General features: G+C 48.8%; 23 protein-coding genes. 16 read left to right on the top strand and 7 right to left on the bottom strand.

The window, feature by feature from the left end; genetic code table 11:
* The first annotated feature begins 7 nt into the window (after positions 1 to 7).
* Positions 8 to 1,027, top strand: a complete 1,020-nt coding sequence (locus QCB45_RS09150) for a DUF3616 domain-containing protein (RefSeq protein ID WP_279420655.1) — start codon at positions 8 to 10, stop codon at positions 1,025 to 1,027.
* A gap of 10 nt (positions 1,028 to 1,037) precedes the next feature.
* On the opposite strand, the gene QCB45_RS09155 is transcribed toward QCB45_RS09150, so the two are convergent.
* From QCB45_RS09155 to trmA, 3 genes are read right to left on the bottom strand one after another with little or no spacing between them, the layout of a single operon-like run.
* Positions 1,038 to 1,727, bottom strand: coding sequence for an MOSC domain-containing protein (locus QCB45_RS09155; protein ID WP_279420656.1), 690 nt, complete (start codon positions 1,725 to 1,727; stop codon positions 1,038 to 1,040).
* A gap of 20 nt (positions 1,728 to 1,747) precedes the next feature.
* Positions 1,748 to 2,512, bottom strand: a complete 765-nt coding sequence (locus QCB45_RS09160; protein WP_279420657.1) for a sulfite exporter TauE/SafE family protein — start codon at positions 2,510 to 2,512, stop codon at positions 1,748 to 1,750.
* 3 nt (positions 2,513 to 2,515) lie between these two features.
* Entirely contained in the window at positions 2,516 to 3,622 is a 1,107-nt protein-coding gene (trmA, locus tag QCB45_RS09165) for a tRNA (uridine(54)-C5)-methyltransferase TrmA (RefSeq protein ID WP_279420658.1), read from the bottom strand.
* Positions 3,623 to 3,901: 279 nt separating this feature from the next.
* Here trmA and metH point away from each other — a divergent pair, with 279 nt between their 5' ends.
* The 5 genes from metH (at position 3,902) to QCB45_RS09190 (ending at position 11,874) form a co-directional block, all read left to right on the top strand.
* Positions 3,902 to 7,612, top strand: a complete 3,711-nt coding sequence (metH, locus tag QCB45_RS09170) for a methionine synthase (RefSeq protein ID WP_279420659.1) — start codon at positions 3,902 to 3,904, stop codon at positions 7,610 to 7,612.
* 179 nt (positions 7,613 to 7,791) lie between these two features.
* Complete coding sequence (locus QCB45_RS09175) at positions 7,792 to 8,904, top strand: AAA family ATPase (protein ID WP_279420661.1); 1,113 nt, start codon at positions 7,792 to 7,794, stop codon at positions 8,902 to 8,904.
* A complete protein-coding gene (locus tag QCB45_RS09180) occupies positions 8,901 to 9,563 on the top strand; it encodes a DUF4276 family protein (RefSeq protein ID WP_279420662.1) in 663 nt (220 codons plus the stop codon). The genes QCB45_RS09175 and QCB45_RS09180 overlap by 4 nt, the downstream gene beginning before the upstream one ends.
* 200 nt (positions 9,564 to 9,763) lie before the next feature.
* Entirely contained in the window at positions 9,764 to 10,828 is a 1,065-nt protein-coding gene (gene rsgA / locus QCB45_RS09185) for a ribosome small subunit-dependent GTPase A (protein WP_279420663.1), read from the top strand.
* Positions 10,829 to 10,944: 116 nt separating this feature from the next.
* Positions 10,945 to 11,874, top strand: coding sequence for a DMT family transporter (locus tag QCB45_RS09190; RefSeq protein WP_279420664.1), 930 nt, complete (start codon positions 10,945 to 10,947; stop codon positions 11,872 to 11,874).
* A gap of 72 nt (positions 11,875 to 11,946) precedes the next feature.
* Here QCB45_RS09190 and QCB45_RS09195 read toward each other — a convergent pair whose 3' ends face one another.
* Positions 11,947 to 12,492 carry a YaeQ family protein gene (locus QCB45_RS09195; protein ID WP_279420665.1) on the bottom strand — a complete coding sequence of 182 codons (546 nt, stop codon included), beginning with the start codon at positions 12,490 to 12,492 and terminating at the stop codon, positions 11,947 to 11,949.
* A 140-nt stretch (positions 12,493 to 12,632) separates the two neighbouring features.
* Here QCB45_RS09195 and QCB45_RS09200 point away from each other — a divergent pair, with 140 nt between their 5' ends.
* The 10 genes from QCB45_RS09200 to QCB45_RS09245 all read left to right on the top strand — a co-directional run bounded on the left by QCB45_RS09200 (position 12,633) and on the right by QCB45_RS09245 (position 20,663).
* Entirely contained in the window at positions 12,633 to 12,932 is a 300-nt protein-coding gene (locus tag QCB45_RS09200) for a hypothetical protein (protein WP_279420666.1), read from the top strand.
* An 83-nt stretch (positions 12,933 to 13,015) separates the two neighbouring features.
* Positions 13,016 to 14,104: an acyl-CoA dehydrogenase family protein gene (locus tag QCB45_RS09205; RefSeq protein ID WP_279420667.1), complete on the top strand. Its 1,089-nt coding sequence runs from the start codon at positions 13,016 to 13,018 to the stop codon at positions 14,102 to 14,104.
* A 229-nt stretch (positions 14,105 to 14,333) separates the two neighbouring features.
* A complete protein-coding gene (locus QCB45_RS09210) occupies positions 14,334 to 14,822 on the top strand; it encodes a YeeE/YedE thiosulfate transporter family protein (protein WP_279420668.1) in 489 nt (162 codons plus the stop codon).
* A gap of 92 nt (positions 14,823 to 14,914) precedes the next feature.
* Positions 14,915 to 15,418 carry a YeeE/YedE thiosulfate transporter family protein gene (locus QCB45_RS09215; protein ID WP_279420669.1) on the top strand — a complete coding sequence of 168 codons (504 nt, stop codon included), beginning with the start codon at positions 14,915 to 14,917 and terminating at the stop codon, positions 15,416 to 15,418.
* A gap of 252 nt (positions 15,419 to 15,670) precedes the next feature.
* On the top strand, positions 15,671 to 17,491 hold the full coding sequence (gene typA, locus QCB45_RS09220; protein WP_279420670.1) for a translational GTPase TypA: 1,821 nt from the start codon (positions 15,671 to 15,673) through the stop codon (positions 17,489 to 17,491).
* 127 nt (positions 17,492 to 17,618) lie between these two features.
* Positions 17,619 to 18,581 carry a prolyl aminopeptidase gene (gene pip / locus QCB45_RS09225; protein WP_347710076.1) on the top strand — a complete coding sequence of 321 codons (963 nt, stop codon included), beginning with the start codon at positions 17,619 to 17,621 and terminating at the stop codon, positions 18,579 to 18,581.
* Positions 18,578 to 19,015 (top strand): D-aminoacyl-tRNA deacylase, encoded by a 438-nt coding sequence (gene dtd / locus QCB45_RS09230; protein WP_279420672.1) that lies wholly within the window; start codon positions 18,578 to 18,580, stop codon positions 19,013 to 19,015. Before pip ends, dtd begins: the two co-directional genes overlap by 4 nt.
* 18 nt (positions 19,016 to 19,033) lie before the next feature.
* Positions 19,034 to 19,402, top strand: coding sequence for an Hpt domain-containing protein (locus tag QCB45_RS09235; protein WP_279420673.1), 369 nt, complete (start codon positions 19,034 to 19,036; stop codon positions 19,400 to 19,402).
* A gap of 14 nt (positions 19,403 to 19,416) precedes the next feature.
* Positions 19,417 to 20,019 carry a hypothetical protein gene (locus tag QCB45_RS09240; protein ID WP_279420675.1) on the top strand — a complete coding sequence of 201 codons (603 nt, stop codon included), beginning with the start codon at positions 19,417 to 19,419 and terminating at the stop codon, positions 20,017 to 20,019.
* Positions 20,016 to 20,663, top strand: coding sequence for a hypothetical protein (locus QCB45_RS09245; protein WP_279420676.1), 648 nt, complete (start codon positions 20,016 to 20,018; stop codon positions 20,661 to 20,663). The genes QCB45_RS09240 and QCB45_RS09245 overlap by 4 nt, the downstream gene beginning before the upstream one ends.
* A 140-nt stretch (positions 20,664 to 20,803) precedes the next feature.
* Here QCB45_RS09245 and ccoS read toward each other — a convergent pair whose 3' ends face one another.
* Genes ccoS through QCB45_RS09260 form a run of 3 tightly spaced genes read right to left on the bottom strand, consistent with a single transcriptional unit; the run spans position 20,804 to position 24,078 of the window.
* Complete coding sequence (gene ccoS, locus QCB45_RS09250) at positions 20,804 to 21,070, bottom strand: cbb3-type cytochrome oxidase assembly protein CcoS (protein ID WP_279420677.1); 267 nt, start codon at positions 21,068 to 21,070, stop codon at positions 20,804 to 20,806.
* Positions 21,070 to 23,553, bottom strand: a complete 2,484-nt coding sequence (locus QCB45_RS09255; protein WP_279420678.1) for a heavy metal translocating P-type ATPase — start codon at positions 23,551 to 23,553, stop codon at positions 21,070 to 21,072. The genes ccoS and QCB45_RS09255 overlap by 1 nt, the downstream gene beginning before the upstream one ends.
* 3 nt (positions 23,554 to 23,556) lie before the next feature.
* The gene (locus QCB45_RS09260; RefSeq protein ID WP_279420679.1) at positions 23,557 to 24,078 is read right to left on the bottom strand and encodes a FixH family protein; all 522 of its coding nucleotides are present in this window, start codon (positions 24,076 to 24,078) and stop codon (positions 23,557 to 23,559) included.
* Positions 24,079 to 24,168: the final 90 nt, after the last annotated feature.

Consider the following 24,168-nt stretch of genomic DNA (forward strand, 5'->3'; position numbering starts at 1 on the left):
AAGCCCTATGATGAATCCAAACAGCCTGTTCCGTTTTCTACCGCTTTTACTTCTGCCTCTGTTCACGAGTGCAAGCGCATCGGATCGTCTGCCGATGGCTCAAATTCAATCCCAACAGACCTGGTCATTTTCACACACCTTGAAAATCGACAACCAAAACATCAGCGGCATTGTTGTCACGCCGGATTTCATGGCGCTTGCAACCGACGAAGGACACCAACTTGAACTGTTCGTTTCCAACAACGGACACTGGCAAAGTGCCAGTGTCATCACACTGACCCAATCCACCGACGAACTGGATATTGAAGGACTGGCCTGGCAAGAACCTTACCTCTACGCCCTCGGTTCCCACAGTCTGAAACGCAAGAAGCTCAAAGACAATCTCAGCCAGAAAGAAAACCTGAAACGTTTGCAACAGGTCGTTAAAGAACCGGCCAGACACCAGCTATTCCGCATAAAACTCAACGCAAAGCTCCAACCTAAGGCAATCGATTCCCTATCGCTCGATCCAATGCTGGAACAAGACCCGATCCTGAATCGTTTCATCCAAATTCCCAGTAAAGAGAACGGTATCGATCTGGAAGGCTTGGCAATCGACGATAAAGGACGCCTTTTGATTGGCTTCCGTGGCCCGGTCTTACGCGGCAACCATGTTCCAATCCTGCATTTGAAACTGAAAAAAGAAGGCTTTACGGTCAAGAAACCCAAGATGCTTTACATCCAAACACCAAACGGCGGCGGAATCCGCGGGATAAATGAAACCCCAGCAGGCCTGCTGATTCTGACCGGCGCGGTCGGCGACCAGCTTATGCCCTATCAGGTCCTGTTATGGAACGGGAAGAATGGATTGGAAGGAAACGATTCAGAAAAGGATATATTACAACCGCTGTGTGAACTACCGGATTCAAAAGGCAAACCGGAAGGCATCCAGTTCGTTTCGCAGTCCGGTAAACAGATTCAATTCGTCATCGTTCAGGATGGTTTAAGCGACGGTCAGCCGACCGTCTTTCGTTGCGACCTGCCCTAGAAGGCACCACTTACAATGAATGCTTGGCGTGGTCGGTAAGAAGGTTGTGAATACTTTTTTTCCAAGCCAGAGACAATGCCGGATGATCTTCGGCCGCACGTAAAAGATGCCAATCTTTTTCGGATTTATGAAACTGTCTCGCCAAAAACAGATCTTTGATGGAAATCCGACTGTAGCCATGAGAAAGTTCGACCTCCATCGGCAACCAGGTGACCGGATCGCCCTTCTGCAAGATGCCTTCCTGTAGCACACGGCAATAGAAGCCGACCCGGCCGCTTTCGGAATAGTTGTTCAGGAAGTTACCGGCCGCACTCCAAGTCGGAACGCTTTTGACGTGCTCGCCCAACTTCCAGCAAGGCGAACGCGGCTGAGTCACTTCCAGCAACACACTGCCCACCTGAAGATGGTCGCCAAGACAGATTTGAGTTTCGTCAATACCGGAAATGGTCAGGTTCTCACCCAGAAAACCATAGGGTTCATGAATATGGAACAGCTTGTAGTTGTCGGCGGGCATCACAAACACGGCTTTGTCGAAGCCGCCGTGATTTTTCAGATCAGCCTGTTCGTCTTCATCCAACCCCATAAGGCCGACATGAACCAAACCGTGAACCGGCGACTTATATAACCCCGAAGAGGTCGCATCACCGTCTTTCCATTGGTGACGCTCAACTTTACCGACATTAACTGAAATCAGCTCCATAACACCCCGCTTTCAGGGGCTTAGAAAAGCCCCGGTAGATTTTTGTAGAGGATAAACGCCCCCATCAGAATCAGGAATACAGCAAACCCTTTTTTGAGTTGCTCTTGGTTTATCTTACTGCTAATTTTGTGACCTAGCCAGCCTCCGACGATACCGATCACCGCAAAAATCCAAATGATCGACCAGTCCAAAGACAAATTCAACGAATCCAACACCTTCAGGTAACTGACGAAACCGGCAAATGATTTGATTGCAATGATCACCAGACTGGTTCCCACCGCCAGACGCATCGACAGCCCGCCAAGCAGCACCAACGCAGGAATGATCAGGAAGCCGCCGCCGACACCGACCAGACCGGTAATCGCGCCAACGACAAAGCCGTCCACGGCGATCTTACCCATCGCACGTTCGGTGTGCTCATGTTCGGCATCGCCCAACTTCATCGGTTTGAACATCAAGTAAGAGGCACTCAACAACAGTGCCGAGAACACCAACATCTGGATGGCGTCGCTGACATAGTGAGCACCCCAGGCACCCACAGCGGCACCCGCCATTCCCGGCACCCCAAACAACACCACCGTGCGCCACTTCACCAGCTTCTGCAACGCATAAGGAATCGCGGAGAACAGACTGATCACACCCACGATCATCAAGGAACCGGCAATCGCCACTTTGGTCTCTTGGCCAACAATGTAGGTTAATACCGGAACCGTCAGAATCGAACCGCCCGAACCGAGCAAACCAAGCGTCAAACCAATCAATAAAGCGCCTATCCAAGCTAGCATTGTTTATTCCTTATCGTTGTTTTTACGTTTCAAAAAGACACCGCTTTCAATATGGTGTGTATAAGGGAACTGGTCGAACAGAGCCGATTCCACCATGTCGTGCGTCGCCGAAATCGCTTCCAAATCACGCGCTAGCGTCTCCGGGTTACAAGAGATATACAGGATATGGTCGTATTCGGTCACCATCTTGCGCGTCAGGTCGTCCAGACCGGCACGCGGCGGATCGACCAGCATCGCCTGAAAATCATAGCTCGGCAAATCCACATCTTTAAGACGGTTGAAAGACTGACCCTGCAACGCCAGAGAAACCTCTTCCGCCGCCATTTTGAGAATGGTCAGGTTCTCCACGCCGTTGGCGGCGATATTGAATTGTGCCGACTGAACCGAAGTCTTGGAGATTTCCGTCGCCAAAACTCTGCGGAACTTGTCCGCCAACGCAATCGAAAAGTTTCCGTTACCGCAGTACAGCTCGATCAAATCGCCTTGACCGTCCAGATATTTGTCGCACATCTGGCGCGCCCAACCCAACATCTTCTGCGCCACAAACGCATTCGGCTGGGTAAAGCTGTTTTCCACCTGCTGGTAGATGAATTCCTTGCCGTCCACCTGTAGCTTCTCAACCACATAGTCCTTATCCAACAGAATTTTCTGCTTACGGGCACGTCCAATCACATGATCGATCGGCAAGCTTTGCTTAAGTTTGGCAACGGAATCCAACCAGGCCTGGTCACCTTCAATCTGGCGTCGATAGATCAACGTAACCAACATCTCGCCGCTCAAGGTCGCCAGAAAATCAACCTGAAACAACTTCAAACGCAACGCCGGATCGGCCACGATTTCAGCCATCAGCTTCGGCATCAGTTCGTCAATCGCCTTAATCGCCATCGGACACGACTTGATCGCCACCTTCTCGCGGGTCTCGGAGTTGAACATGATGTAATCGGTTTCATCCCCTTCATGCCAAATACGGAACTCGGCACGGGCACGATAGTTCGATGCAGGTGATTCAAACACCTGAAGATTAGGCAAACTCGGCAACAACGCGTTTAAGCGTGTGACTTTTTCTTCGAGTTGTGAGGCATACTGTTCCGGAAAGACTTGGCAGAGCATGGCGCATCCATTATTTCGTGATTAAAGCAAAATTAAAGGCGGCAATTATACTTGATTAAACAACGGCTTTCCGTCGTTTTATCCAGCAAGGCCGTTCCCGATTACGAGCGTCAACCGCGCGCTTTGAATACCTCCCCCTCAAGCCCGCTAAACTTTATGCAATTACCTTAAAGTATTCATGGTATTAACACAATCCAAATTCCACGCGCAAATTAGTGCTTACAACATAAATCGGTTAAAATACGCCGATTAAAATTTAAGCTATCTACGGAAACCCCAATGAGTCAACGAACAGAACGTCTTCAAAATCTAAAATCCCTTCTGCAAGAACGCATTATGGTGCTGGACGGTGCCATGGGAACGATGATTCAGGACAAGCACCTGAGCGAAGAAGATTTTCGTGGAGAGCGTTTTGCCGACTATCACATGGATATCAAAGGCAACAACGATATTCTGGTCATCACCAAGCCGGACGTGATTCGTGACATTCATCTTGAGTTCCTGCGCAAAGGCGTCGACATTCTGGAGACCAACTCCTTCAACGCCACCACCATCGCGCAGGCCGACTACGACATGCAGGAGTATGTCAGCGAAATCAACCTGGCGGCCGCCAAAGTGGCGCGCGAAGCGTGTGACATCGCCGAAGCCGAAGACGGCAAGCCGCGTTTTGTCACCGGGGTTTTGGGGCCGACAAACCGTACCGCCTCGATCTCGCCGGACGTCAACGACCCAGGCTTCCGTAACACCTCATTCGACGAACTGGTCACCGCATACAAACAGGCCACTCATGCTTTGCTTGAAGGTGGCGTAGACACCATTCTGATCGAAACCATTTTCGACACACTGAACGCTAAAGCGGCTATTTTCGCGGTTAAAGAAGTGGAAACAGAAGTCGGTTACGAAGTGCCGATCATGCTTTCCGGTACCATCACCGACGCGTCCGGACGTACGCTTTCCGGTCAGACCACCGAAGCGTTCTACAACGCCGTCGCTCATGCGGAACCTCTGTCCGTCGGTCTGAACTGTGCCTTGGGGCCTGAAGAACTGCGCCCTTACGTCGAAGAATTGAGCCGCGTTTGCGAAACCTTTGTTTCCGTTCACCCGAACGCCGGTCTGCCGAACGAATTCGGTGAATACGACGAATCGCCGGAACAGATGGCCGAAGAGATTAAAGTCTGGGCAGAAAGAGGCTGGATCAACATCATCGGTGGTTGCTGTGGAACCACGCCGGATCACGTTCAGGCCATGGCCAACGCCGCACAGGCATACCCTCGCCGTGCCCTGCCGGAAATCCAACCGGCCTGTCGCCTATCCGGTCTTGAACCTCTGAACATCGACGAAAGCTCGCTTTTCGTCAACGTCGGTGAGCGTAACAACGTCACCGGTTCGGCCAAATTCAAGCGTCTGATCATTGAAGAGAACTACGAAGAAGCGATTGAAATCGCCGTGAAACAGGTGGAAGACGGCGCCCAGATCATCGACGTCAACATGGACGAAGGGATGCTCGACGCCAAAGCGTGCATGGTGCGTTTCCTGAACCTGTTGGCTTCGGAACCGGAAGCGTCGCGCGTACCGATCATGATCGACTCCTCTAAATGGGACGTTATTGAAGCCGGTCTGAAATGCATTCAAGGTAAAGGGGTGGTCAACTCCATCTCTTTGAAAGAAGGTGAAGAAGCCTTCATCAAACACGCCAAGCTGGTCAAACAGTACGGTGCGGCCGCCATCGTCATGGCGTTTGACGAAACCGGACAGGCGGATACGCTTGAGCGCAAGATTGAAATCTGTGAACGCTCCTACCGAGTTCTGGTCGATAAAGTCGGCTTCCTGCCGCAGGACATCATTTTCGACCCGAACATTTTCGCAGTGGCGACCGGTATCGAAGAACACAACAACTACGGTATGGATTTCATCAATGCCGTCACCTGGATCAAAAAGAACCTGCCGCACGCCAAGATTTCCGGTGGGGTTTCCAACGTCTCCTTCTCGTTCCGAGGCAACAATCCGGTTCGTGAAGCGATCCACTCGGTCTTCCTGTACTACGCGATCAAGGAAGGTATGGACATGGGTATCGTCAACGCCGGACAGATGGCGATCTACGACGACTTGCCTGAAAAACTGCGCCTAGCAGTCGAAGACGTTATCCTGAACAAAGACCCAGACGCCGGTGAAAGACTGCTAGAAGTGGCCGAAGAATTCCGTGGCGACGGTACGGCCGCCGGCAAGGTGCACGACACCGCTTGGCGTGACGAGTCGGTCGAAAAACGTCTTGAACATGCGCTGGTCAAAGGGATCACAGACTACATCGAAGCCGATACCGAAGAGGCCTACCAGAAACTTGGTTCTGCCCTATTGGTTATTGAAGGGCCATTGATGGACGGCATGAACGTGGTCGGCGACCTGTTCGGTTCCGGAAAGATGTTCCTGCCGCAGGTGGTCAAATCCGCCCGCGTCATGAAGCGCGCCGTGGCCTATCTTGATCCGTACTTGCTGGCGCAAAAAGCCGAAGGTCAAGCCAACGGTAAGATTGTCATGGCAACCGTTAAGGGCGACGTTCACGACATCGGTAAGAACATCGTCGGCGTGGTACTGCAATGTAACAACTTCGAGGTTATCGACCTCGGCGTTATGGTTCCGGCCGAGAAGATTCTGGACACCGCCGTCGAACAAGGCGCGAACGTCATCGGACTTTCCGGTTTGATCACCCCGTCTCTGGAAGAGATGGTCAACGTCGCCAAGCTGATGAAAGAACGCAACATGGATCTGCCGCTGTTGATCGGTGGTGCCACCACGTCCAAAGCGCACACGGCAGTCAAGATCGAACCGCAATACGATCATCCTGTGGTCTATGTTAAAGATGCTTCGCGTGCGGTTGGTGTTGCGCAGAGTCTGATCTCCAACGACCTGAAAGTCGATTTCGCCGCCAAAATCCGCGCCGAATACGAACAGGTTCGTGAAGAACGTAAAGCGCGTGCCGCACAGGTCAAGCGTATTCCGGTAAACAAAGCGCGTGAGAACCCGGCACTAACTGAACAGGCCTGGTCAGAATTCACACCGGTTAAACCGACCTTCCTGGGTACAAAAGTGTTGGAAGACTTCCCGCTTGAGAAACTGGTCGAGCGTTTCGACTGGTCGCCGTTCTTCCAGTCTTGGGAACTGCACGGTTTGTACCCTCGCATTCTGGACGACAAGGTCGTCGGTGAAGAAGCGCGCAAGGTGTTCGCAGATGCGCAGGAGATGCTGAAACAGATCATCGACGAGAAGTGGCTGACCGCCAAAGCGGTCTACGGTTTCTATCCGGCCAACCGCGTCGGCGACGACATCGAAGTCTATACGGACGAATCGCGCACCCAAGTACTGCATACCTTCCACCACCTGCGTCAGCAGGCGGAGAAGAAACGCGGCGGCGCCAACAACTGTCTGTCTGACTTCATCGCACCTAAGGAAACCGGCGTGGCCGACTACATCGGTTTCTTCGCGGTGACGGCCGGTATCGGCATCGACGAACACATCGAACGCTTTGAAGCGGCGCACGACGACTACCGCTCGATCATGCTCAAGGCACTGGCCGACCGTTTCGCCGAAGCCTTTGCCGAAACCCTGCATGAGATCGTACGTAAAGAAGATTGGGGCTACGCGCCGGAAGAGAATCTGGACAACGAAGACCTGATCCGCGAACGCTATCAGGGCATCCGTCCGGCGGCCGGTTATCCGGCATGCCCGGATCACACCGAGAAAGGCACGATTTGGGAACTGTTGAAACCGGATACCGCCATCGGTCTGGACATCACCGAAAGCTTCGCGATGACTCCAACCGCCGCGGTTTCAGGGACCTACTTCGCGCATCCGGAAAGCCGCTACTTCGGTGTCGGTTCGCTTGGACGCGACCAAGTTGAAGACTACGCCCACCGCAAAGGCTGGACGATCGAAGAAACCGAAAAATGGCTTGCACCAAACCTGGGTTACGATCCGGAAGATTTTGCGCAGTAGGATTGAACCGGAGAGAACATAAAGGTTTAATACATTTGTGACGGTACGTTTTTGACTCCCATATTTATGCTTTCAAAAAGATTATCCCTTTTCAATTAAAGTTAAACATACAAACTAATCTTAGTTTGACTTAATTAAGCATGAATTTTATGGGCACAATAATTATTAGGAATTAAACATTGAGTGACCATAAATTAAAACCTGTTATAGACTCAGATCAACTTTCGGAATTGCGTCTTGAGGGATATAAATCGATAGCAAAATGTGACCTCGATTTATCTATGCTCAATGTATTAATTGGAGCTAACGGAGCGGGTAAGTCAAATTTTATTAGCTTTTTTCGCTTAATACGTAGAATCTTAGACGAAAGATTACAACTTACCGTCAGTGAACAAGGTGGACCAGATGCTTTATTGCATTATGGACGTAAGAATACAGAACAAATATCTGTCGAACTGCGATTTGGTGATAATGGATATAACTTTAAATTAAAGCCTACACAAGATAACCGAATGATGTTCGCGCATGAAGCTTTGTGGTGGACAGGCCATGGGGACTGGCGCGCAGCCTCTGGTCATTTTGAGTCTTATGCTGAAGATCAAAAACGTAAAACGCGTATTTACAAATTCGTGGTACCAGCAATGCGTGGCTGGCTTGTTTATCACTTTCACGATACAAGTGCGTCAGCGAAGGTTAAACAGATACACGGCATTAACGACAATATTTACCTTAAAGAAGATGCAAGCAATCTCGCGGCATTCCTTAATCGCCTTAAAACCCAACACGAGTCTCACTACAAACGAATTGTAAAAACGGTTCAGTTAGTCGCTCCTTTTTTCGGTGACTTTATTCTTAGACCTACTATTGCCAACCCTGAAATGATTCAATTGGAATGGGTTGAACGTAACCAAGACACCCCATTTACTGCTAGTGCTCTATCAGATGGAACATTGCGTTTTATTTGTCTTGCAACCGTATTATTGCAGCCTGATGAACTTTGCCCAGCGACAATATTGATTGATGAACCAGAGTTAGGGTTACACCCATATGCAATTACCGTTTTAGGTTCCTTAATGCGTACGGCCGCAGAAAAGCATCAATTAATAATTTCTACTCAATCTGTCGAACTGCTTAACCAGTTTGAAGTCGAAGACGTTATTATTGTGGACAAAAAAGAGGGGTCCTCTACCTTTAAACGACTAGATTCTGAGGAATTAGAAACTTGGCTTGAGGATTATAGTCTTGGTGAACTTTGGACTAAAAATTTACTAGGTGGGAGACCGTCTAGATGATTCGTGTTTATGTCATGGTAGAAGGTCAAACAGAAGAAACATTTGTTCGAGATGTTTTGTATGAACACTTTTTTAACATTGGTATATACATTGACGCAATCTTAGTTGAAACCAAAAAAGGGTATAAAGGCGGCTTGGTAAGTTATGCTAAAGTCAGACCACAAATAATTCGTCAATGCCGTGAAAAACATAGTGCTTTTGTCACAACACTTTTTGACCTTTATGCTTTGCCAACAGACTTCCCAAAAAAATCAGACCAAGAATACGGTCAACTTACTAATGGACATCATAAAGTAGAATTTCTAGAACAAGCTCTTTTAGAAGACATAACAGAAAGAAATTTTATTCCAAACATTCTTGTACATGAGTATGAAGCGTTACTATTTAGTAATGTTTCTGCTTTTTCAGATTGGACAGATGAAAAGACCGTAGAGTCGCTGCAAACCATAGCTGACTCCTGTGCCACCCCAGAACATATCAACGATAGCCCACACACAGCACCATCTAAACGAATTTTAAAATTAATGCCAGAATACGACAAAGTCGTTCAAGGAACTCTTATTGCAAATGATATAGGGTTGGATTTAATTCGTGAAAAATGTAGTCACTTCAATAGTTGGCTTAATAAACTTGAGAAATTAGCTGAAAAAAATAAATAAATTCAAAATATTGAATTTTGAATACAGCAAATGCTAGCCAAAAACTACCGTTTTCTTCCTACCGTTAAAAATTGGGGTATCGGCACAGCGTTAGTGCCCTAACAAACCAACCAACCTTGCGCCTTTGGTAATAGACGCACAAAGCTGCGTCAATTATTGATGCGTTACGTGCAATTTAGCGAGTAAAGATAAATTGAATTATGAGTAATCTGAAAACCCTAGGTTATAGCGACTGGTTTGAGAGCAAAGCGGATGATGAAAAAATCGCCGCTCATGATGTTGCTCGAGTCGTTTCCGTACATAAAGACAGCTACACCGTTACAAAAGGTGGAGAGGACATATTTGCTGAACTGTCGGGCAACCTTCTCTACAGTGCCGACTCTGCCATTGACCTTCCAACGACCGGTGACTGGGTTTATGCCGATTTTTTCGATGAGGATACCCACGCCATCATCTATGGCGTTTTCCCGAGAAAGACGCTTCTAAAAAGAAAGACCGCTGGAAAGTTGGTTGATTTCCAATTGATCGCAGCAAATATCGACGTCGCTTTCATTATCCAATCCCTAAATGAGAATTTTAATCTCCGACGCTTGGAACGCTATTTAGTCATGGTCAATGAAAGCGGGATTAAGCCGATTATTCTACTGAGTAAAAGCGATCTTATCCCCAATGAAGAGATTAATGAAATCAAAGAAAAAATCTTGGCTATCTCTCCGAAAACGACCGTGATGGAATTCAGCAATTTAAACCAAGAGAGCATTGATTCCATTATTGGTCTATTGAAGAGCGGATCCTCCTATTGCTTGTTGGGTTCTTCCGGTGTCGGTAAAACGACCTTGCTTAACAGCATCATCGGTGGCGATCAATTTGAAACACAGTCAGTGAGTAAAATACAAAGTAAAGGCCGACACACCACAACCAGTCGTCAATTGGTTCGCTTGGAAAACGGGGCGATGATCATCGACACCCCGGGAATGAGGGAACTTGGCAGCCTGTCTGTAGATGAAGGACTGGATGAAACCTTTTCAGAAATATTGGAGCTTTCCCAAAGCTGCAAATTTGCCAACTGCTCCCATACCAATGAAAAAGGCTGCGCGATTTTAGCGGCGATTGAACGTGGTGAGTTATCCGAAGAGCGCTATCAAAACTATCTGAAAATGAAGAGAGAATCCGATTTTAATCAGATGTCCTATTTAGACAAAAGAAAGAAAGATAAAGATTTCGGGAAGCTTGTTAAAGCAACCATGAAGAATAAGCGCAGATAACGCACTCGGCAATAAACGCCAAACCCAATAATCAGGCTCAAATTCCACTAGCTTCTTTTCGCACAAACCTTACAATAGCGCACACGACCGTTCTGGTCGTTTACTGGGAAAAAATAATGCCGCTTGCCCGTTCCACGCTTATCCAAACCGCCTTGTTTACGTTTTTGTCGATGGTCGCTTTCGCCACCAATGCGATTGTCTGCCGCTGGGCGCTTGACGATCATCTGATCGACCCTATTAGTTTCACCAATTTAAGGCTTGGCTCGGCGGCCGCTATGTTGTTTTTGGTGATGCTTTGGATGCGCCGACAACAAAAAACGCGCTCACCGGGTAACCAAACGGTTTCTGTGAGTAGAGGCAGTTGGCGGGCAGCGGTGTTTCTGTTTATCTATGCGATCACCTTCTCCTACGGCTATGTAGCCATCAGCACCGCAAACGGCGCCTTGATTTTGGCGGTGGTGGTGCAGCTGACCATGATCGGCTATGCGGTACGTAAGGGCGATAAATTACACCTGGCGGAATGGATAGGCGTGGCTTTGGCGTTATTGGGCTTGGTCTATTTAATGTACCCGAAACTCAGCACGCCTTCCTGGTGGGGAGTGGTCATGGTAGGTATCTCGGCCTACACTTGGGCAATGTATAGTTTGAACGGCCGCAAATCGCTTGATCCTTTGCACGACACGGCATTTAATTTTTATCGCACTCTGCCGATGGTGGCTCTGGCCACAGTCGTCAGCTTGTTTTTTCTGCCGAACGTCCTATTCACCGCCGAAGGGATTGGATTGGCAATTTTTTCCGGCGCGGTGACTTCCGGTCTGACTTATATTTTATGGTACAAGGCTCTGACCAATCTTTCCCCGAGCATGGCTTCCGCCTCCCAATTGTTGGTGCCGCTGCTCGCCGCATTAGGTGCAAACTGGCTCTTGGCGGAACCGATTACCCTGCGCTTCATCTTGGCTGCCCTTTTGATGCTCGGCGGTATCGGTCTGGTCATCCACGGCCGCAATCAACATCGTAAAGCGGCATTACGAAAACTCGAAGCTTAAACGCCGCCAAAACTCAGCAGGCCTGCTGAGTATCCGCAAAAATCATTGCCGCTATTGTTAAACCGCCTCTAATTACTCTTTTGCTTGTTCAAGCAACGTTTCCCAGCTGACTTCACATTCGCCTTTTGCGGTGGCAATAAAAGCAGAGTTGCCGCTGATGGTGACGGTGAAATCCATTGTGCGTTCGAGCATATTGGCAAACGTTTGGATGTCATTCCAATTAAAGCGACACACATCGACATCAAGGCGGCGAAATTGCGATTCGCCCTGCGCCCACCAGACATCGGATTTGGTATTAAAACTATAGACTTTGACCTGCTGGGCTCTACGAGTGGCTTTCTTGATTCTCTCCGGCTCGGGTTCGCCCACATCAACCCACAAGGCAATTTGATCGTCGAGTGTTCTAACGCTGATTGCAGGGTCGTCCGACTCGCTTAACCCGGCACCAAAGCTCAAGAATTCTTGCGCGTTAAGACAATAAGCCAACAAACGCACCATCATCCGCTCTTCGTTCTCGGACGGGTGTTTTGCAACGGTTAAACTAAGTGAATCGAAATAAGAACGGTCTAAATCGGAAACCGACATTTTGAATTTATATACGGTTGGTTTTAATGCCACAACAAGCCCTTTAAGGTTAAGTCTCTCGATAAATTGAGCAGGCGCACATCATGCCATAAAAACCTGTGACCAGTTGAAGTTAGAGAAAAATTTATTATTCCTAATCGACATACTCGCTACGACTGGGTAAACTCATAACCATGAAAAATTTATTACTAAAGCTCGCCTCCCCAATACTGACTCCTTTGGAAAACTCCGAAGGGGATTTTGAATACAGCCCGACGCACCGCAAGGTACTTAAGATCATGGGCTTTATGTTTATCTCACTTGGATTTGTCGGAACCTACTTTTCGCTTCTGGCCAATCAGATCGCAGGTCTGCTTCCGGTGGTTATCTTTGCAGGTACCGGTGTGGTTTGTTTGATTGTGGGATATTTAGGCAGTGATAAGGCGGTGTCCAAGCTATGGCGCAACCGCAACGAAACCTATCATAAGAAATAAGTAACACTTTTAACCACCCTGTCCGATTTCATATTGGGCGGGTGGTTTTCGTTTAGAAACTCAATTCGATTTCTCTCCAAATCATGCGCAAACACAGAACACCACAAGACTTACTGGATAACGTCAAAGCGATTCTTCCTATTATCAAACAAGGTGCGGAAGCTTCCGAACAGCTTGGGCGTTTGCAGGACGAGGTGTTGAATGCGTTGTTCGAACAACGCTTGTTCCGTCTGTTCATTCCAGAAAGATACAATGGCGAACCGACCGATTTACCGACGGCGTTACGTGCATTTGAACTGATTTCCTCCGCGGACGGTGCAACGGGGTGGTTGGCGATGATCGGCGCGGGCGGCGGATTGTTTTCAGGCTTTCTGGAAGAAAGCGCGGCCAGCGAAATCTTTTCGCCGGAACGTGCGGTGATTGCCGGATCAGGCATGCCTTCCGGCGTTGCGACTAAAAACCAAGATGATGGCTATGACGTTTCCGGACGTTGGTCTTATGCCAGCGGTTCGCACCATGCAACCTGGTTCACCGCCAACTGCCTGATTGACGGCACCGACAATGAAATCACCGCGGTGGCCGTGCCCGCAGATCAGGTGGCGATTCATGACACCTGGGATGTATTCGGCATGAAGGCGACCGGCAGTCACGATTTCAGCGTCGAATCCGTTCCGGTCAAACACGCTTTTACCTTTTCCCTTTTCAAAGAGCCGGTATTGGACGACCCGATTTTCCGTTGTCCGTTGGAAGTCCTTGCCAGTTTGACCTTTGCCAGCGTCGCCGTCGGTATCGCTCAACATGCGCTGGATGAATTCAACGAGTTTGCACAGCACAAACAGCCCTTTGGCTCTTCGAGTCCGCTTGCCGAAAACGAAGGCATCAAGCAACGATGCGACAAGGCAAACCAACTGATCTCAAATTCGCGTGACGAACTATACCGTTTGGCGGAACAGGTTTGGGCTCAGCTCGAAAACGGTGAAGCGCTGGAAGAAGCCTTGCGCCAACAGGTGCAACAAGCTGGCGTGGATATCGTGCGGGATTGCGTCGAGGCGGCCAATCTTCTGAAAGCCCGTGCTGGAATGATGGCGGTATTCAACAGCTCCGCATTCGGACGTGCATGGCGTGACCTTCACATTCTTAGTCAGCATGTGATGCTGGCACCATCCGAATAATTTTTTTCAGGCATTTCACCCTCACATCTTCTACGTTAAAAAATTTATCCATTACGTAAATAAGCGGTGAAAACCCTTATGCAAAGCCATTTCTTTATCACATCTTATTCAGAATATTTATTACCCATAAGAAAACTTTATCCGTGCGCAAAAAACCCTGTTTTGATTCTGTTTCTGTAAATCGACAGAATATTGTCACGTTATAAAAAATATTTATAAGGAAACACTTATGGAAATCGTTGTCTGGGCGGGATGGCTCGGAGGCTTGGCCATCGGTGGGTTTGTGATTCTGCATTTCTGGCTGATGGGCAAACCGGCCGGATGTTCCACCGGTTACGGGAACGTCTGCGGCCTGCTGAGCAAAAAGCTGACCTACTACCGCCAAGGTGAATACAGCAACCCGAACAACACCAAACTGTGGTTCCTGATCGGAATCCCGCTTGGTGGGTTTTTAAGCGCTATGAGCTCGCCGGAGCCTTGGCACCTAACTTTCGATATGGGCATGTATGAATCCATACTGCCGCAATCAGAGGCCGCCAAAGCTTTATGGCTGGTATTCGGCGGGATGCTATTAGGATTTGGAGCCCGCCTGGCCGGTGCCTGTACCACAGGGCACGCTTTGGTCGGTGGAGCCATGATGAATCCACCGAGCCTGCTGGCCGGATTCGTGTTTTTCTTGAGCGCCATGCTGACAACCCAGCTGCTGTTCAATTTTTAAGCGCACACTCAAGCGCTTATTAACAACCTAACCAAAACAATGTAACCAAGCATCGCGCTCAAAAGGCCGACGATGCTTAAGAGGTTTATAAAATGTATAAGTTTCCATTATTGAAAAGCGCAAAGCTGTTTCTTATCTCTTTCAGCTTTGTGTACCGCGCCAACTTCCTGGCTTTGGTGATGGGGGTCATGTTCGGCTTCTTGATGAGTCATGCCGGCGCAACCACCTATGACTACCACGCCAAGATGTTCCTGATGATCGATTTCCAGTTGATGGAAGTCATCGCCACCGCGGTCATCGTCTCGATGATCGGCGTATTTTTATTGAAACAATTCCATATCCGAGCCATCAGCACGGGAGCGGAAGTGGATTTCGTCAAGAAACCTTACCAGTCCGGCTTGGTCACAGGCGCGTTTTTGTTCGGGATCGGTTGGGCGATGACGGCGTCTTGTCCGGGAACGGTTCCTGCGATGATCGGGGAAGGAAAAGTCGGCGCTGTATTCGTTCTGGCCGGCCTGCTTCTGGGCACCATGGCGTTTGGTGTACTGCAAACCTTCATCGCGCACAACAAGACCATCAGCGACACATTCAAATAAAACCGAACAGGCCTGTTCGGTTTGAGCAGGCCTGCCGGGATTCCAATTTGGTCGGAATCATTCTGTTTTCTTGACGGGAATATCGGCTAAACGCAATAAATTAGTTTATTAACCTATAAATCCCTTTAAATTTCATTATAATACCTCTTTTTCAAATTCTTAGGGCTAACCTATTGTTTTGCATTGTTTTACATGCCATGTCAGACAATCCACAGCAATCACGCCTAAGCTAGTATAGAGAGCGCCTGCTTCATGAGCACACAACACATTCGCAACATTGCAATCATTGCCCACGTTGACCATGGTAAAACCACATTGGTTGACCAGCTGCTAAGACAGTCCGGTACCCTGGATGAACGTAAGGACACCGGTGAGCGTGTCATGGACTCCAACGACCTTGAAAAAGAGCGTGGGATTACCATCCTTTCCAAAAACACCGCAATCAAATGGAACGACTACCGTATCAACATCGTTGATACTCCGGGCCACGCCGACTTTGGTGGGGAAGTTGAACGTATTCTGTCCATGGTTGACTCTGTATTGCTATTGGTCGATTCGGTTGAAGGGCCTATGCCGCAAACTCGTTTCGTAACCGAGAAAGCATTGCAGCAGGGCTTGAAGCCGATCGTTGTCATCAACAAGATCGACCGTCCTGGCGCACGTCCTGACTGGGTTCTTGACCAGACTTTCGACCTGTTCGACCGTTTGGGTGCTACTGATGAGCAGATGGATTTCAACGTGCTTTACGCTTCCGGTCTGAACGGTTTCGCCGGTTACGACGATGACGTTCGTGACGGTGACATGCAGCCGGTATTCGAAACCATCGTAGAGAAAGTTTCTCCACCGGATGTTGATCTTGGCGGACCTTTCCAGTTGCAGTGTATCTCTCTTGACTACGATACTTATAAAGGCGTTATTGGAACCGGGCGTATCAAGCGCGGTTCAGTACAGCCTGGTATGTCTGTCGCGATCATCGACGCAAAAGGCAACAAGCGTAACGGTAAAGTGGGGGAAATCTTCGGTTACCACGGTTTGGACCGTATCAACGTTGACGAAGCCCACGCCGGTGACATCGTTGCTTTCACAGGTCTAGACCCATTGAACATTTCGGATACGCTATGTGATCCGAACCACCCTGAAGCTTTGCCTCCGCTAACCGTTGACGAGCCGACCGTAAGCATGACTTTCCAGGTTAACGACTCTCCGTTTGTTGGTCAGGAAGGTAAGTTGCTGACTTCTCGCCAGATTCGTGAGCGTTTGGACAAAGAATTGTTGACCAACGTTGCCCTACGCGTCGAAGAAACCGAAGATGCGAACAAGTTCCGTGTTTCCGGCCGTGGTGAGCTTCACCTTTCGGTATTGATCGAAACCATGCGTCGTGAAGGTTTTGAAATGGGTATTTCACGTCCTGAAGTTATCTTCAAGGAAGTAGACGGCGAAATGCAGGAACCTTACGAAAACCTAACCGTTGACGTACCTGAAGAATCTCAAGGTACGATCATGGAAAAACTAGGGATGCGTAAAGCTGAGATGGTTGACATGGTTCCGGACGGACACGGACGCGTTCGTATCGACTTCGTGATTCCTTCACGTGGTTTGATCGGCTTCCGTACTGAGTTCATGACGGCTACCCAGGGTAACGGTTTGATTTTCTCGAGCTTCTCGCATTACGGACCTAAGTTCTCAGGTTCTCTAGGTGAGCGTACTAACGGTGTATTGATCTCTTTGGGTCAAGGTAAAGCATTGGCTTTCGCACTGTTCTCACTTCAGGATCGTGGACGTCTATACATCGGTCACGGTGACGAGGTTTATGAAGGTCAGATCATCGGTCTGCACAGCCGTGCTAACGATTTGACGGTTAACCCTCTGAAAGGTAAGCAGTTGACCAACATGCGTGCCGCCGGTACGGATGAAGCTTTGACGTTGACTCCGCCAATCCGTTTCTCTTTGGAACAGGCTTTGGAATTCATCGATGACGACGAATTGGTTGAAGTTACTCCAGAAAGCGTACGTATCCGTAAGAAGTTGTTGACTGAAAACGAGCGTAAGCGCGCAGGTCGTCAAAAAGGTTAATACCTGCCTGATTGAAGAGCGACTTTAAAACCGGCCATTGGCCGGTTTTTTTATACCCAAAATTCGGGATGTTCGGTAAACTGTATGCAAAACTGTTTGTACCGGAAAAGGAAGACCGAGATCCATGATGCAGAATGATCCCCTATACCCACCTACCGAACCTTATGCACAACACAGTTTACAGGTGGATCACCAACACACCTTACATGTTGAGGAGTGCGGTAATCCGGACGGCATCCCGATTCTTTTCATTCACGGCGGGCCGGGAGGCGGTTATTCGCCGGTCCATCGTCAATTCTTCAATCCCAATGAATACCGAATCGTACTGTTCGACCAGCGCGGTTGTGGTCGCTCACGCCCGCACGCCTGCCTGACCAATAACACCACCGCTCACCTGATTGAAGACATTGAAAAAATTCGCCGCCATCTGGAAATCGACAAATGGGTGCTGTTCGGCGGTTCCTGGGGATCGACATTGGCTCTACTGTATGCACAGGCCTACCCGGAACGTTCTTTAGGACTGATTCTGAGAGGCATCTTCCTGTGCCGGGAAGATGACGTGAACTGGTTCTATCAGAAAGGCGCCGACCGTTTCTATCCGGAATACTGGAAAGACTTCATCGCCCCGATTGAGGAAGGCAAGCGTGACAACATGATTCAGGCTTACTATGACGTTCTCACCAGTGAGGATGAAGTGGCTCGAATGCGCGCCGCGGAAGCCTGGTCTGTCTGGGAAGGCCGCACCTCGACACTGGAAACCGACCCCAATCTGGTAAACCATTTCGGCGACCCGTTCCATGCGTTGGCGATGGCCCGAATTGAATGCCATTATTTCCAGCACAAGGCGTTTATCGAAGACAATCAGATACTGAAAAACCTGGACATCATCAAACATTTGCCGATCACCATCGTGCAGGGACGTTACGACATGGTCTGCCCGGTCAACCAGGCGATGGAACTGGCCGATGGTTTGCCTCAAGCAAAACTGGTCATCTGCAACCATGCCGGCCACTCGGCGTATGAGCCTGAAATCGCCCAGGCACTGGTCGATGCGACCGACGACTTCATTTCCATCGGAAACGGTCTATGATCTGTCTGATTCAACGAGCGACCTACGGCAAAGTGGAAGTTGCCGGCGAAACCATCGGCGAGATTGAAAAAGGCATGGTGGTACTGACCGGCTTTCAACCGGATGACGACTTGGAAACCGTTCGCAAGATGACCCACAAACTGCTTCATTACCGCCTGTTTTCCGACGCCGAAGACAAGATGAACCTCAACGTTCAGCAAGTTGCCGGAGACCTGTTGCTGGTACCACAATTCACACTGGCGGCCGACACCCGGAAAGGGTTGCGACCGAGCTTCAGCAGCAGTGCCCCGCCGGACAAGGCCAAACAATTGTTCGATCAGTTTGTCGCTGAGGTCTCATCCACTTATCTGCCACCGCAAACCGGACGTTTCGGTGCCGACATGCAGGTCTCCCTGACCAATGATGGCCCAGTCACATTCTGGCTTGAAATATAACCAACAGGAATCAGGAATATGCAATCCGTCTCTCTCTCCGGTGTACTTTCCCAAAAACGCCTTGATGAATTGAATGCCATGATTGGGGAACAGTTGCCAGTCATCCTGAATACGTACATCGAGACCAGCATTCAGAATGTCGAGGAACTCGAAACCGCTTTTCAATCATTGAATTATACGATTCTTTCGGAAGTCAGCCATAAACTGAAAGGGAGTTCTGCAAGCATCGGCGCCACGAATTTGCCGAACCAGTGCGTGGAACTGGAAAGTAAACTCCAGAACACAAGCGATATTAATGAAATCTCAAAAGTTCTTTCAATGATTAAAAGCGAAAATTCAGCGATAATACACAATCTCAAAAATTATCTTAATTCGCTGAATCCATAGGATAAGAAACAACTATGCACTATCAAGTTACCGAAGACGAAAAAAGAAGAGCGAAAACGCCCCATCACATTTTCAATATCAACATCATCATCACCCACCTTTTCATCTCCATGATCGTATTGGAAATCGGTGACACCATCGCACTGTTGCTGGTGCCGTTTATCTCGACCCTGGTGATTGCATGGCTGTATAGCAAAACCAAAAAAGTCATCGCCAATGACACTTGGTTCGTGGCCTCACACTGGTTCATGGCATGGCGACGCGGCCGCATCCTGTTGATAAGCTATGGCATCGCAATTGCAATGGTCGCAATCTATACATTGATCGACATGATTTTCCCTGGTGGTTTTTCAATGAACGACTTCTCGACAGAAGGCGGACAAACCAACTTGGGTGAAATCATCACAATCCGATTCGCCGCCGTCGTTATTTTCGTCGCCGTACTGATTACATTCATGCAGACAGGAATTTCTGTCTACGACGCCGGTAACGGCATTTCCAATCCTTCTTTGGAAAAATTCCTGCCGCGCACAGCCGATTCCAACGCAGAACTGGGTGAAGGCAAAGACGAAGTAAGCCACACTCAAACCAAACAAATGGAATCGTCAGACAAATGAGCCAAACTCCAACCAAAAAACGTGAAATCCCGCCATTTTTGATCGTTCTTGTCGGATCCTTCGTTCTATATGGCATCTTTCTGATGTTTCAGCCCGAGCGTGATCAGATCGCTGAAGACCGCCTTCCATGGAATTCGAAGTTCGACCAACAAGGTAATTTGCATGCACTGGGTATGACGTTAAATCAAACGACCCTGCGCGAAGCAATGGATATCTATGGAAAGGACGTTGAGATTCGCTTGTTCACCGATCATGACGGCAGTAACAAAACCGCGGAAGCCTATTTTCCGGTGATTTACATCGGATCGATCAAGGCGGCGATTGCAGTCAGACTGAAAGTGCCTGCGGATGAACTGGAAGCGGTCTACAACCGTGGAACCAAAATCAGCCCGACTACCTCCGGCGCAAAAGAGATCAAGCTTGCCTCACAGGACAACCTGGATTTCTTGGATAAGACCATCACCAGCGTCACTCTGATCCCAAGAAAAGATTTGGAAGAACGTGCGATTGATTTACGATTTGGCCAACCGGATCGTAAGGAAACTCAATCAGACAACCTTGAACATTGGTTCTTCGACCGATTGGGATTGGAGCTGATTATCGACCCTGAAGGCCCGGAAGCGTTGCAATACAGCCAACCCTAACCTTCCCCCTTCAGAAGCAATAAAAAAGCCCTGAATAGTCATTTTCGATTATTCAGGGCTTTTTTATTGATGCCTTTTAAACTGAACAGGCCTGTTCAGTTTAATTGACTTAATATTTCTGGTTCACTTCTAACCTGCTTTTAAGCTTCGGTCGGTTTCTTTTCTGTCTCGCCTTCCGGCTCTTCCGTCTTTTTCTCGTCCTTATCGGATTCCGTTTCGGATTGGGCTTCGGAGCTGGTCTCTTTTTTCACCGAGCGTTCTTCAGGGTATTCGTCATCCATAAAGATACGGTTAGCCGCGCCATCCAGATCATCGAAGTGACCGGTTTTCGCCATCCAGATGAACACCACAACGACTAGAAAACCAAAAAACAACATCATGGGAATCAAACCATAAACGACGTCCATCAGACACCTCCGCGCTTTCTTTTAGCAATTTCTTTCGGGCTGAAGAACCCACGAATTCTGGCTGCATTACCAATCACCACCAAACTGCTCAATGGCATGGTAATCGCCGCAATAAGAGGCGTTAAAACGCCACTCATCGCCAACGGCACCATAATCACGTTATAGGTGATCGAGCTGGCAATATTTTGCTTGATGGTTTTTAAGGTACGAGCTGAAAGTTCGATTGCGGTATCCACCGACAGAATGTCGTTATTGAGTAGAACGATATCGGCGCTGTCCATGGAAACATCCGTCCCAGACCCCAAGGCGATACCGACATCGGCCCGCACCAAAGCCGGCGCATCGTTGACACCGTCGCCGACCATCGAAACCTTTTGCCCCTTCTCCTGCAATTCGCGAATCACCTGGTTCTTGTCTTCCGGAAGCACTTCCGCGATAACGTCCATCCCCCCCAGCTTTTCAGCAACGCGCTGGGCAACAATCGTTTGGTCACCACTCAACAAGGTTACCTGCTTACCTTTGTCTTTCAGACGCTTGATCAAATCCAGAGCTTCCGGGCGGATTTCATCTTCAAGAAATAACACGGCCTGTACTTGACCATCCTTGGCGATCCATATGGACGTCTGAGCCATTTGAGCGCGCTCTTCCGCAATCGCGGACAGACTTTCAGGCACATCAACATCCATACCCTCTAGCCATTTGGCGGTTCCGATATGATAGCTATGATCGTCAATCTGTCCCTGCACCCCTTTTCCGGGATACGCCTTAAATCCTTGAACATCGAGCCAGTCACTGTTGTTGAATCGGTATTTTTCTCTCACCGCATCGGTTATTGCAATGGCAAGGCTGTGTTCGGATTTATGCTCGATTGAAGCGATTTCACGCATCAATTCTGACTCGTCGACGCCTTCAGCCAATTGACTGTCCATCAATTTCATTTGGCCTTTGGTCAAGGTACCGGTTTTATCGAATACAAAATGCTCGATGGTATTCAAAGTCTCAAGTACGGCACCGTTTTTGACCAGAATACCGTTACGGGCCGAAACACCGGAAGCCACGGCAATCGCCATCGGCGTTGCCAGGCCAAACGCACACGGACAGGTTATGATCAGTACCGCCGTACCTGTCATGACAGCGAATTCGATACCGGCATTGAAGAACCAGTACACGAAGCTCATGGCCGCCAACGTAATGGTGACACTGACAAACCAAGGCATGATCTTATCCGCGGTACACTGAATCGGTGCCTTGGAACCTTGTGCTTCTTCAACCATATGCATGATGCGGCCCAATTGGGTGTTCTGCAGAATGGCATCTACCGAAACCGTCAAGGTACCGTCGAGGTTAATGGTTCCGGCCGAAACCATGTCACCAACGTTTTTACTGATCTCTCTGGATTCCCCGCTGAGCATGGATTCGTTAACCATGCTCTGCCCTTCGACGACGTGACCGTCAACCGGGAACTGATCGCCGGGCTTGACGAGAATGTGATTGTCTTTAACCAAGGTGCGTACCGGAACAACTTTGGTCTCACCCTGTTGCAGAAGGCGAGCGACTTTCGGCTGCAAGTCCATCAATCGTCTTGACGCATCCAAAGCCTTGTTTTTAGAGATCGCTTCAAGATAACGACCGATTAACAACAGGAACATGAAGTCGATGAGGGTATCGAAATAGACTTCACCTACTCGCTCAGGATGAATTGTCACCCAGAACGAAAAGAAATAGGTCGCCAACATCCCCAGACTGATCGAGACATCCATACCGACCGATTTGGCTTTCAGCGATGTCCAGGCGCCCTTCAGGAACGGTTGCCCCGAGTAAGCCAAAGTAATGGTTGCGATAAAGAATTCGATCCAATGGAAATAGTTTCGAAACTCCTGATCGTCTGCGGCACCGGTATAAAGCGCAACCGAAAACCACATGACGTTCATCATGGCGAATCCGGCAAATCCTAAACGGTACAACAAATCACGATTGGCTTTTCGATAAGCGGCCTCACTGGCCGACGGGTCATATGGCGTGGCATCGTAACCGATACTGTTAAGCTTGGAGATGATTTCGGAAAGTTTGATTTTACTGTTGTCCCAACGAACCTTGATCTGTTTGTTGGTGAAGTTGACGGTAGCGAGCAGGATTCCGTCCATTTTTGCCATGGTGTGTTCAATCAGCCAGACACAGGCGGCGCAATGGATCGCTTCGGACATCAAGGTGATTTCCCTGCGATCTCCCAAGTCTCCAACATATTGGGATTGCACTTCGTCGTAATCGTAAAATTCGATGTCTTTGTTCGGTGGAGGTGGAGGTGCCAACAGCTCGCCGTCAGGCGTACGCTGATAGAAACTCTCCATTCCGGCTTCATGGATCACTTCGCAAACGGATGCACAGCCATGACAACAGAATTCGCGCTCTTCACCCTTGATGGGCTTCAGGATCACATCCCCTTCGGGAATGGCCTGTCCGCAGTGGAAACAGTCTTTAGCCATCGATTACTCGGGATCCTGTACCATAATGGATCGGCCGATATTGTAATGAAGATCCCCTTTATGGACCTCCATCATCAGGTCCCACTTACCTTTTAACGGTAACTGAAATGTCGCCTGATACTCCCCGGCATTACCGGTAGAAGTAAGTTTGACCTCTCCATCCATATTCTTATCGGATGGACGGTAGTAGTACAGCACGGCTGTATCAACATCAAAAGGCTTATTCTCTTTGTCCAGGACATTCAATTTGACTGTCTGATCCTTACCTTCCGACATGATCGGCAGGTCGACATTCAACTGCCAACCCAATTCTTCCATACGCTTTCGGTTGATAAGGACAGCTTCCATGTTTTTACCTTTTTCGTAAAAATCTTCAACGACCAGACCCGGGTTGGTTACGATCGCCATACTTACCATAAAGAAGTTCACAGCCAACACAATTGTCAGGATCACAAACCACGCGATAACAAATGGGTTTTTCCACGCAACACTCCAGTCACGCGTGTCTTGTTTAACTTGTGCCATCAACTTTTCTCCTGAAAATAAAAAAGCCCTTATCAAAAGGGCTTTTATTATACCGTATCAGTCTGTTTTTAATTAAGTCATCATTGAAAC

Source organism: Thiomicrorhabdus sp. ZW0627 (genome assembly GCF_029767005.1).
In the GTDB taxonomy this organism is placed as follows: domain Bacteria; phylum Pseudomonadota; class Gammaproteobacteria; order Thiomicrospirales; family Thiomicrospiraceae; genus Thiomicrorhabdus.

What these genes read in the sequence shown, in the direction of transcription:
- QCB45_RS09150 (WP_279420655.1), top strand. Translation starts at nt 8, where the DNA reads ATGATGAATCCAAACAGCCTGTTCCGTTTTCTACCGCTTTTACTTCTG.
- QCB45_RS09155 (WP_279420656.1), bottom strand. Translation starts at nt 1,727, where the DNA reads ATGGAGCTGATTTCAGTTAATGTCGGTAAAGTTGAGCGTCACCAATGG.
- QCB45_RS09160 (WP_279420657.1), bottom strand. Translation starts at nt 2,512, where the DNA reads ATGCTAGCTTGGATAGGCGCTTTATTGATTGGTTTGACGCTTGGTTTG.
- trmA (WP_279420658.1), bottom strand. Translation starts at nt 3,622, where the DNA reads ATGCTCTGCCAAGTCTTTCCGGAACAGTATGCCTCACAACTCGAAGAA.
- metH (WP_279420659.1), top strand. Translation starts at nt 3,902, where the DNA reads ATGAGTCAACGAACAGAACGTCTTCAAAATCTAAAATCCCTTCTGCAA.
- QCB45_RS09180 (WP_279420662.1), top strand. Translation starts at nt 8,901, where the DNA reads ATGATTCGTGTTTATGTCATGGTAGAAGGTCAAACAGAAGAAACATTT.
- rsgA (WP_279420663.1), top strand. Translation starts at nt 9,764, where the DNA reads ATGAGTAATCTGAAAACCCTAGGTTATAGCGACTGGTTTGAGAGCAAA.
- QCB45_RS09190 (WP_279420664.1), top strand. Translation starts at nt 10,945, where the DNA reads ATGCCGCTTGCCCGTTCCACGCTTATCCAAACCGCCTTGTTTACGTTT.
- QCB45_RS09200 (WP_279420666.1), top strand. Translation starts at nt 12,633, where the DNA reads ATGAAAAATTTATTACTAAAGCTCGCCTCCCCAATACTGACTCCTTTG.
- QCB45_RS09205 (WP_279420667.1), top strand. Translation starts at nt 13,016, where the DNA reads ATGCGCAAACACAGAACACCACAAGACTTACTGGATAACGTCAAAGCG.
- QCB45_RS09210 (WP_279420668.1), top strand. Translation starts at nt 14,334, where the DNA reads ATGGAAATCGTTGTCTGGGCGGGATGGCTCGGAGGCTTGGCCATCGGT.
- QCB45_RS09215 (WP_279420669.1), top strand. Translation starts at nt 14,915, where the DNA reads ATGTATAAGTTTCCATTATTGAAAAGCGCAAAGCTGTTTCTTATCTCT.
- typA (WP_279420670.1), top strand. Translation starts at nt 15,671, where the DNA reads ATGAGCACACAACACATTCGCAACATTGCAATCATTGCCCACGTTGAC.
- pip (WP_347710076.1), top strand. Translation starts at nt 17,619, where the DNA reads ATGCAGAATGATCCCCTATACCCACCTACCGAACCTTATGCACAACAC.
- dtd (WP_279420672.1), top strand. Translation starts at nt 18,578, where the DNA reads ATGATCTGTCTGATTCAACGAGCGACCTACGGCAAAGTGGAAGTTGCC.
- QCB45_RS09235 (WP_279420673.1), top strand. Translation starts at nt 19,034, where the DNA reads ATGCAATCCGTCTCTCTCTCCGGTGTACTTTCCCAAAAACGCCTTGAT.
- QCB45_RS09240 (WP_279420675.1), top strand. Translation starts at nt 19,417, where the DNA reads ATGCACTATCAAGTTACCGAAGACGAAAAAAGAAGAGCGAAAACGCCC.
- QCB45_RS09245 (WP_279420676.1), top strand. Translation starts at nt 20,016, where the DNA reads ATGAGCCAAACTCCAACCAAAAAACGTGAAATCCCGCCATTTTTGATC.
- ccoS (WP_279420677.1), bottom strand. Translation starts at nt 21,070, where the DNA reads ATGGACGTCGTTTATGGTTTGATTCCCATGATGTTGTTTTTTGGTTTT.
- QCB45_RS09255 (WP_279420678.1), bottom strand. Translation starts at nt 23,553, where the DNA reads ATGGCTAAAGACTGTTTCCACTGCGGACAGGCCATTCCCGAAGGGGAT.
- QCB45_RS09260 (WP_279420679.1), bottom strand. Translation starts at nt 24,078, where the DNA reads ATGGCACAAGTTAAACAAGACACGCGTGACTGGAGTGTTGCGTGGAAA.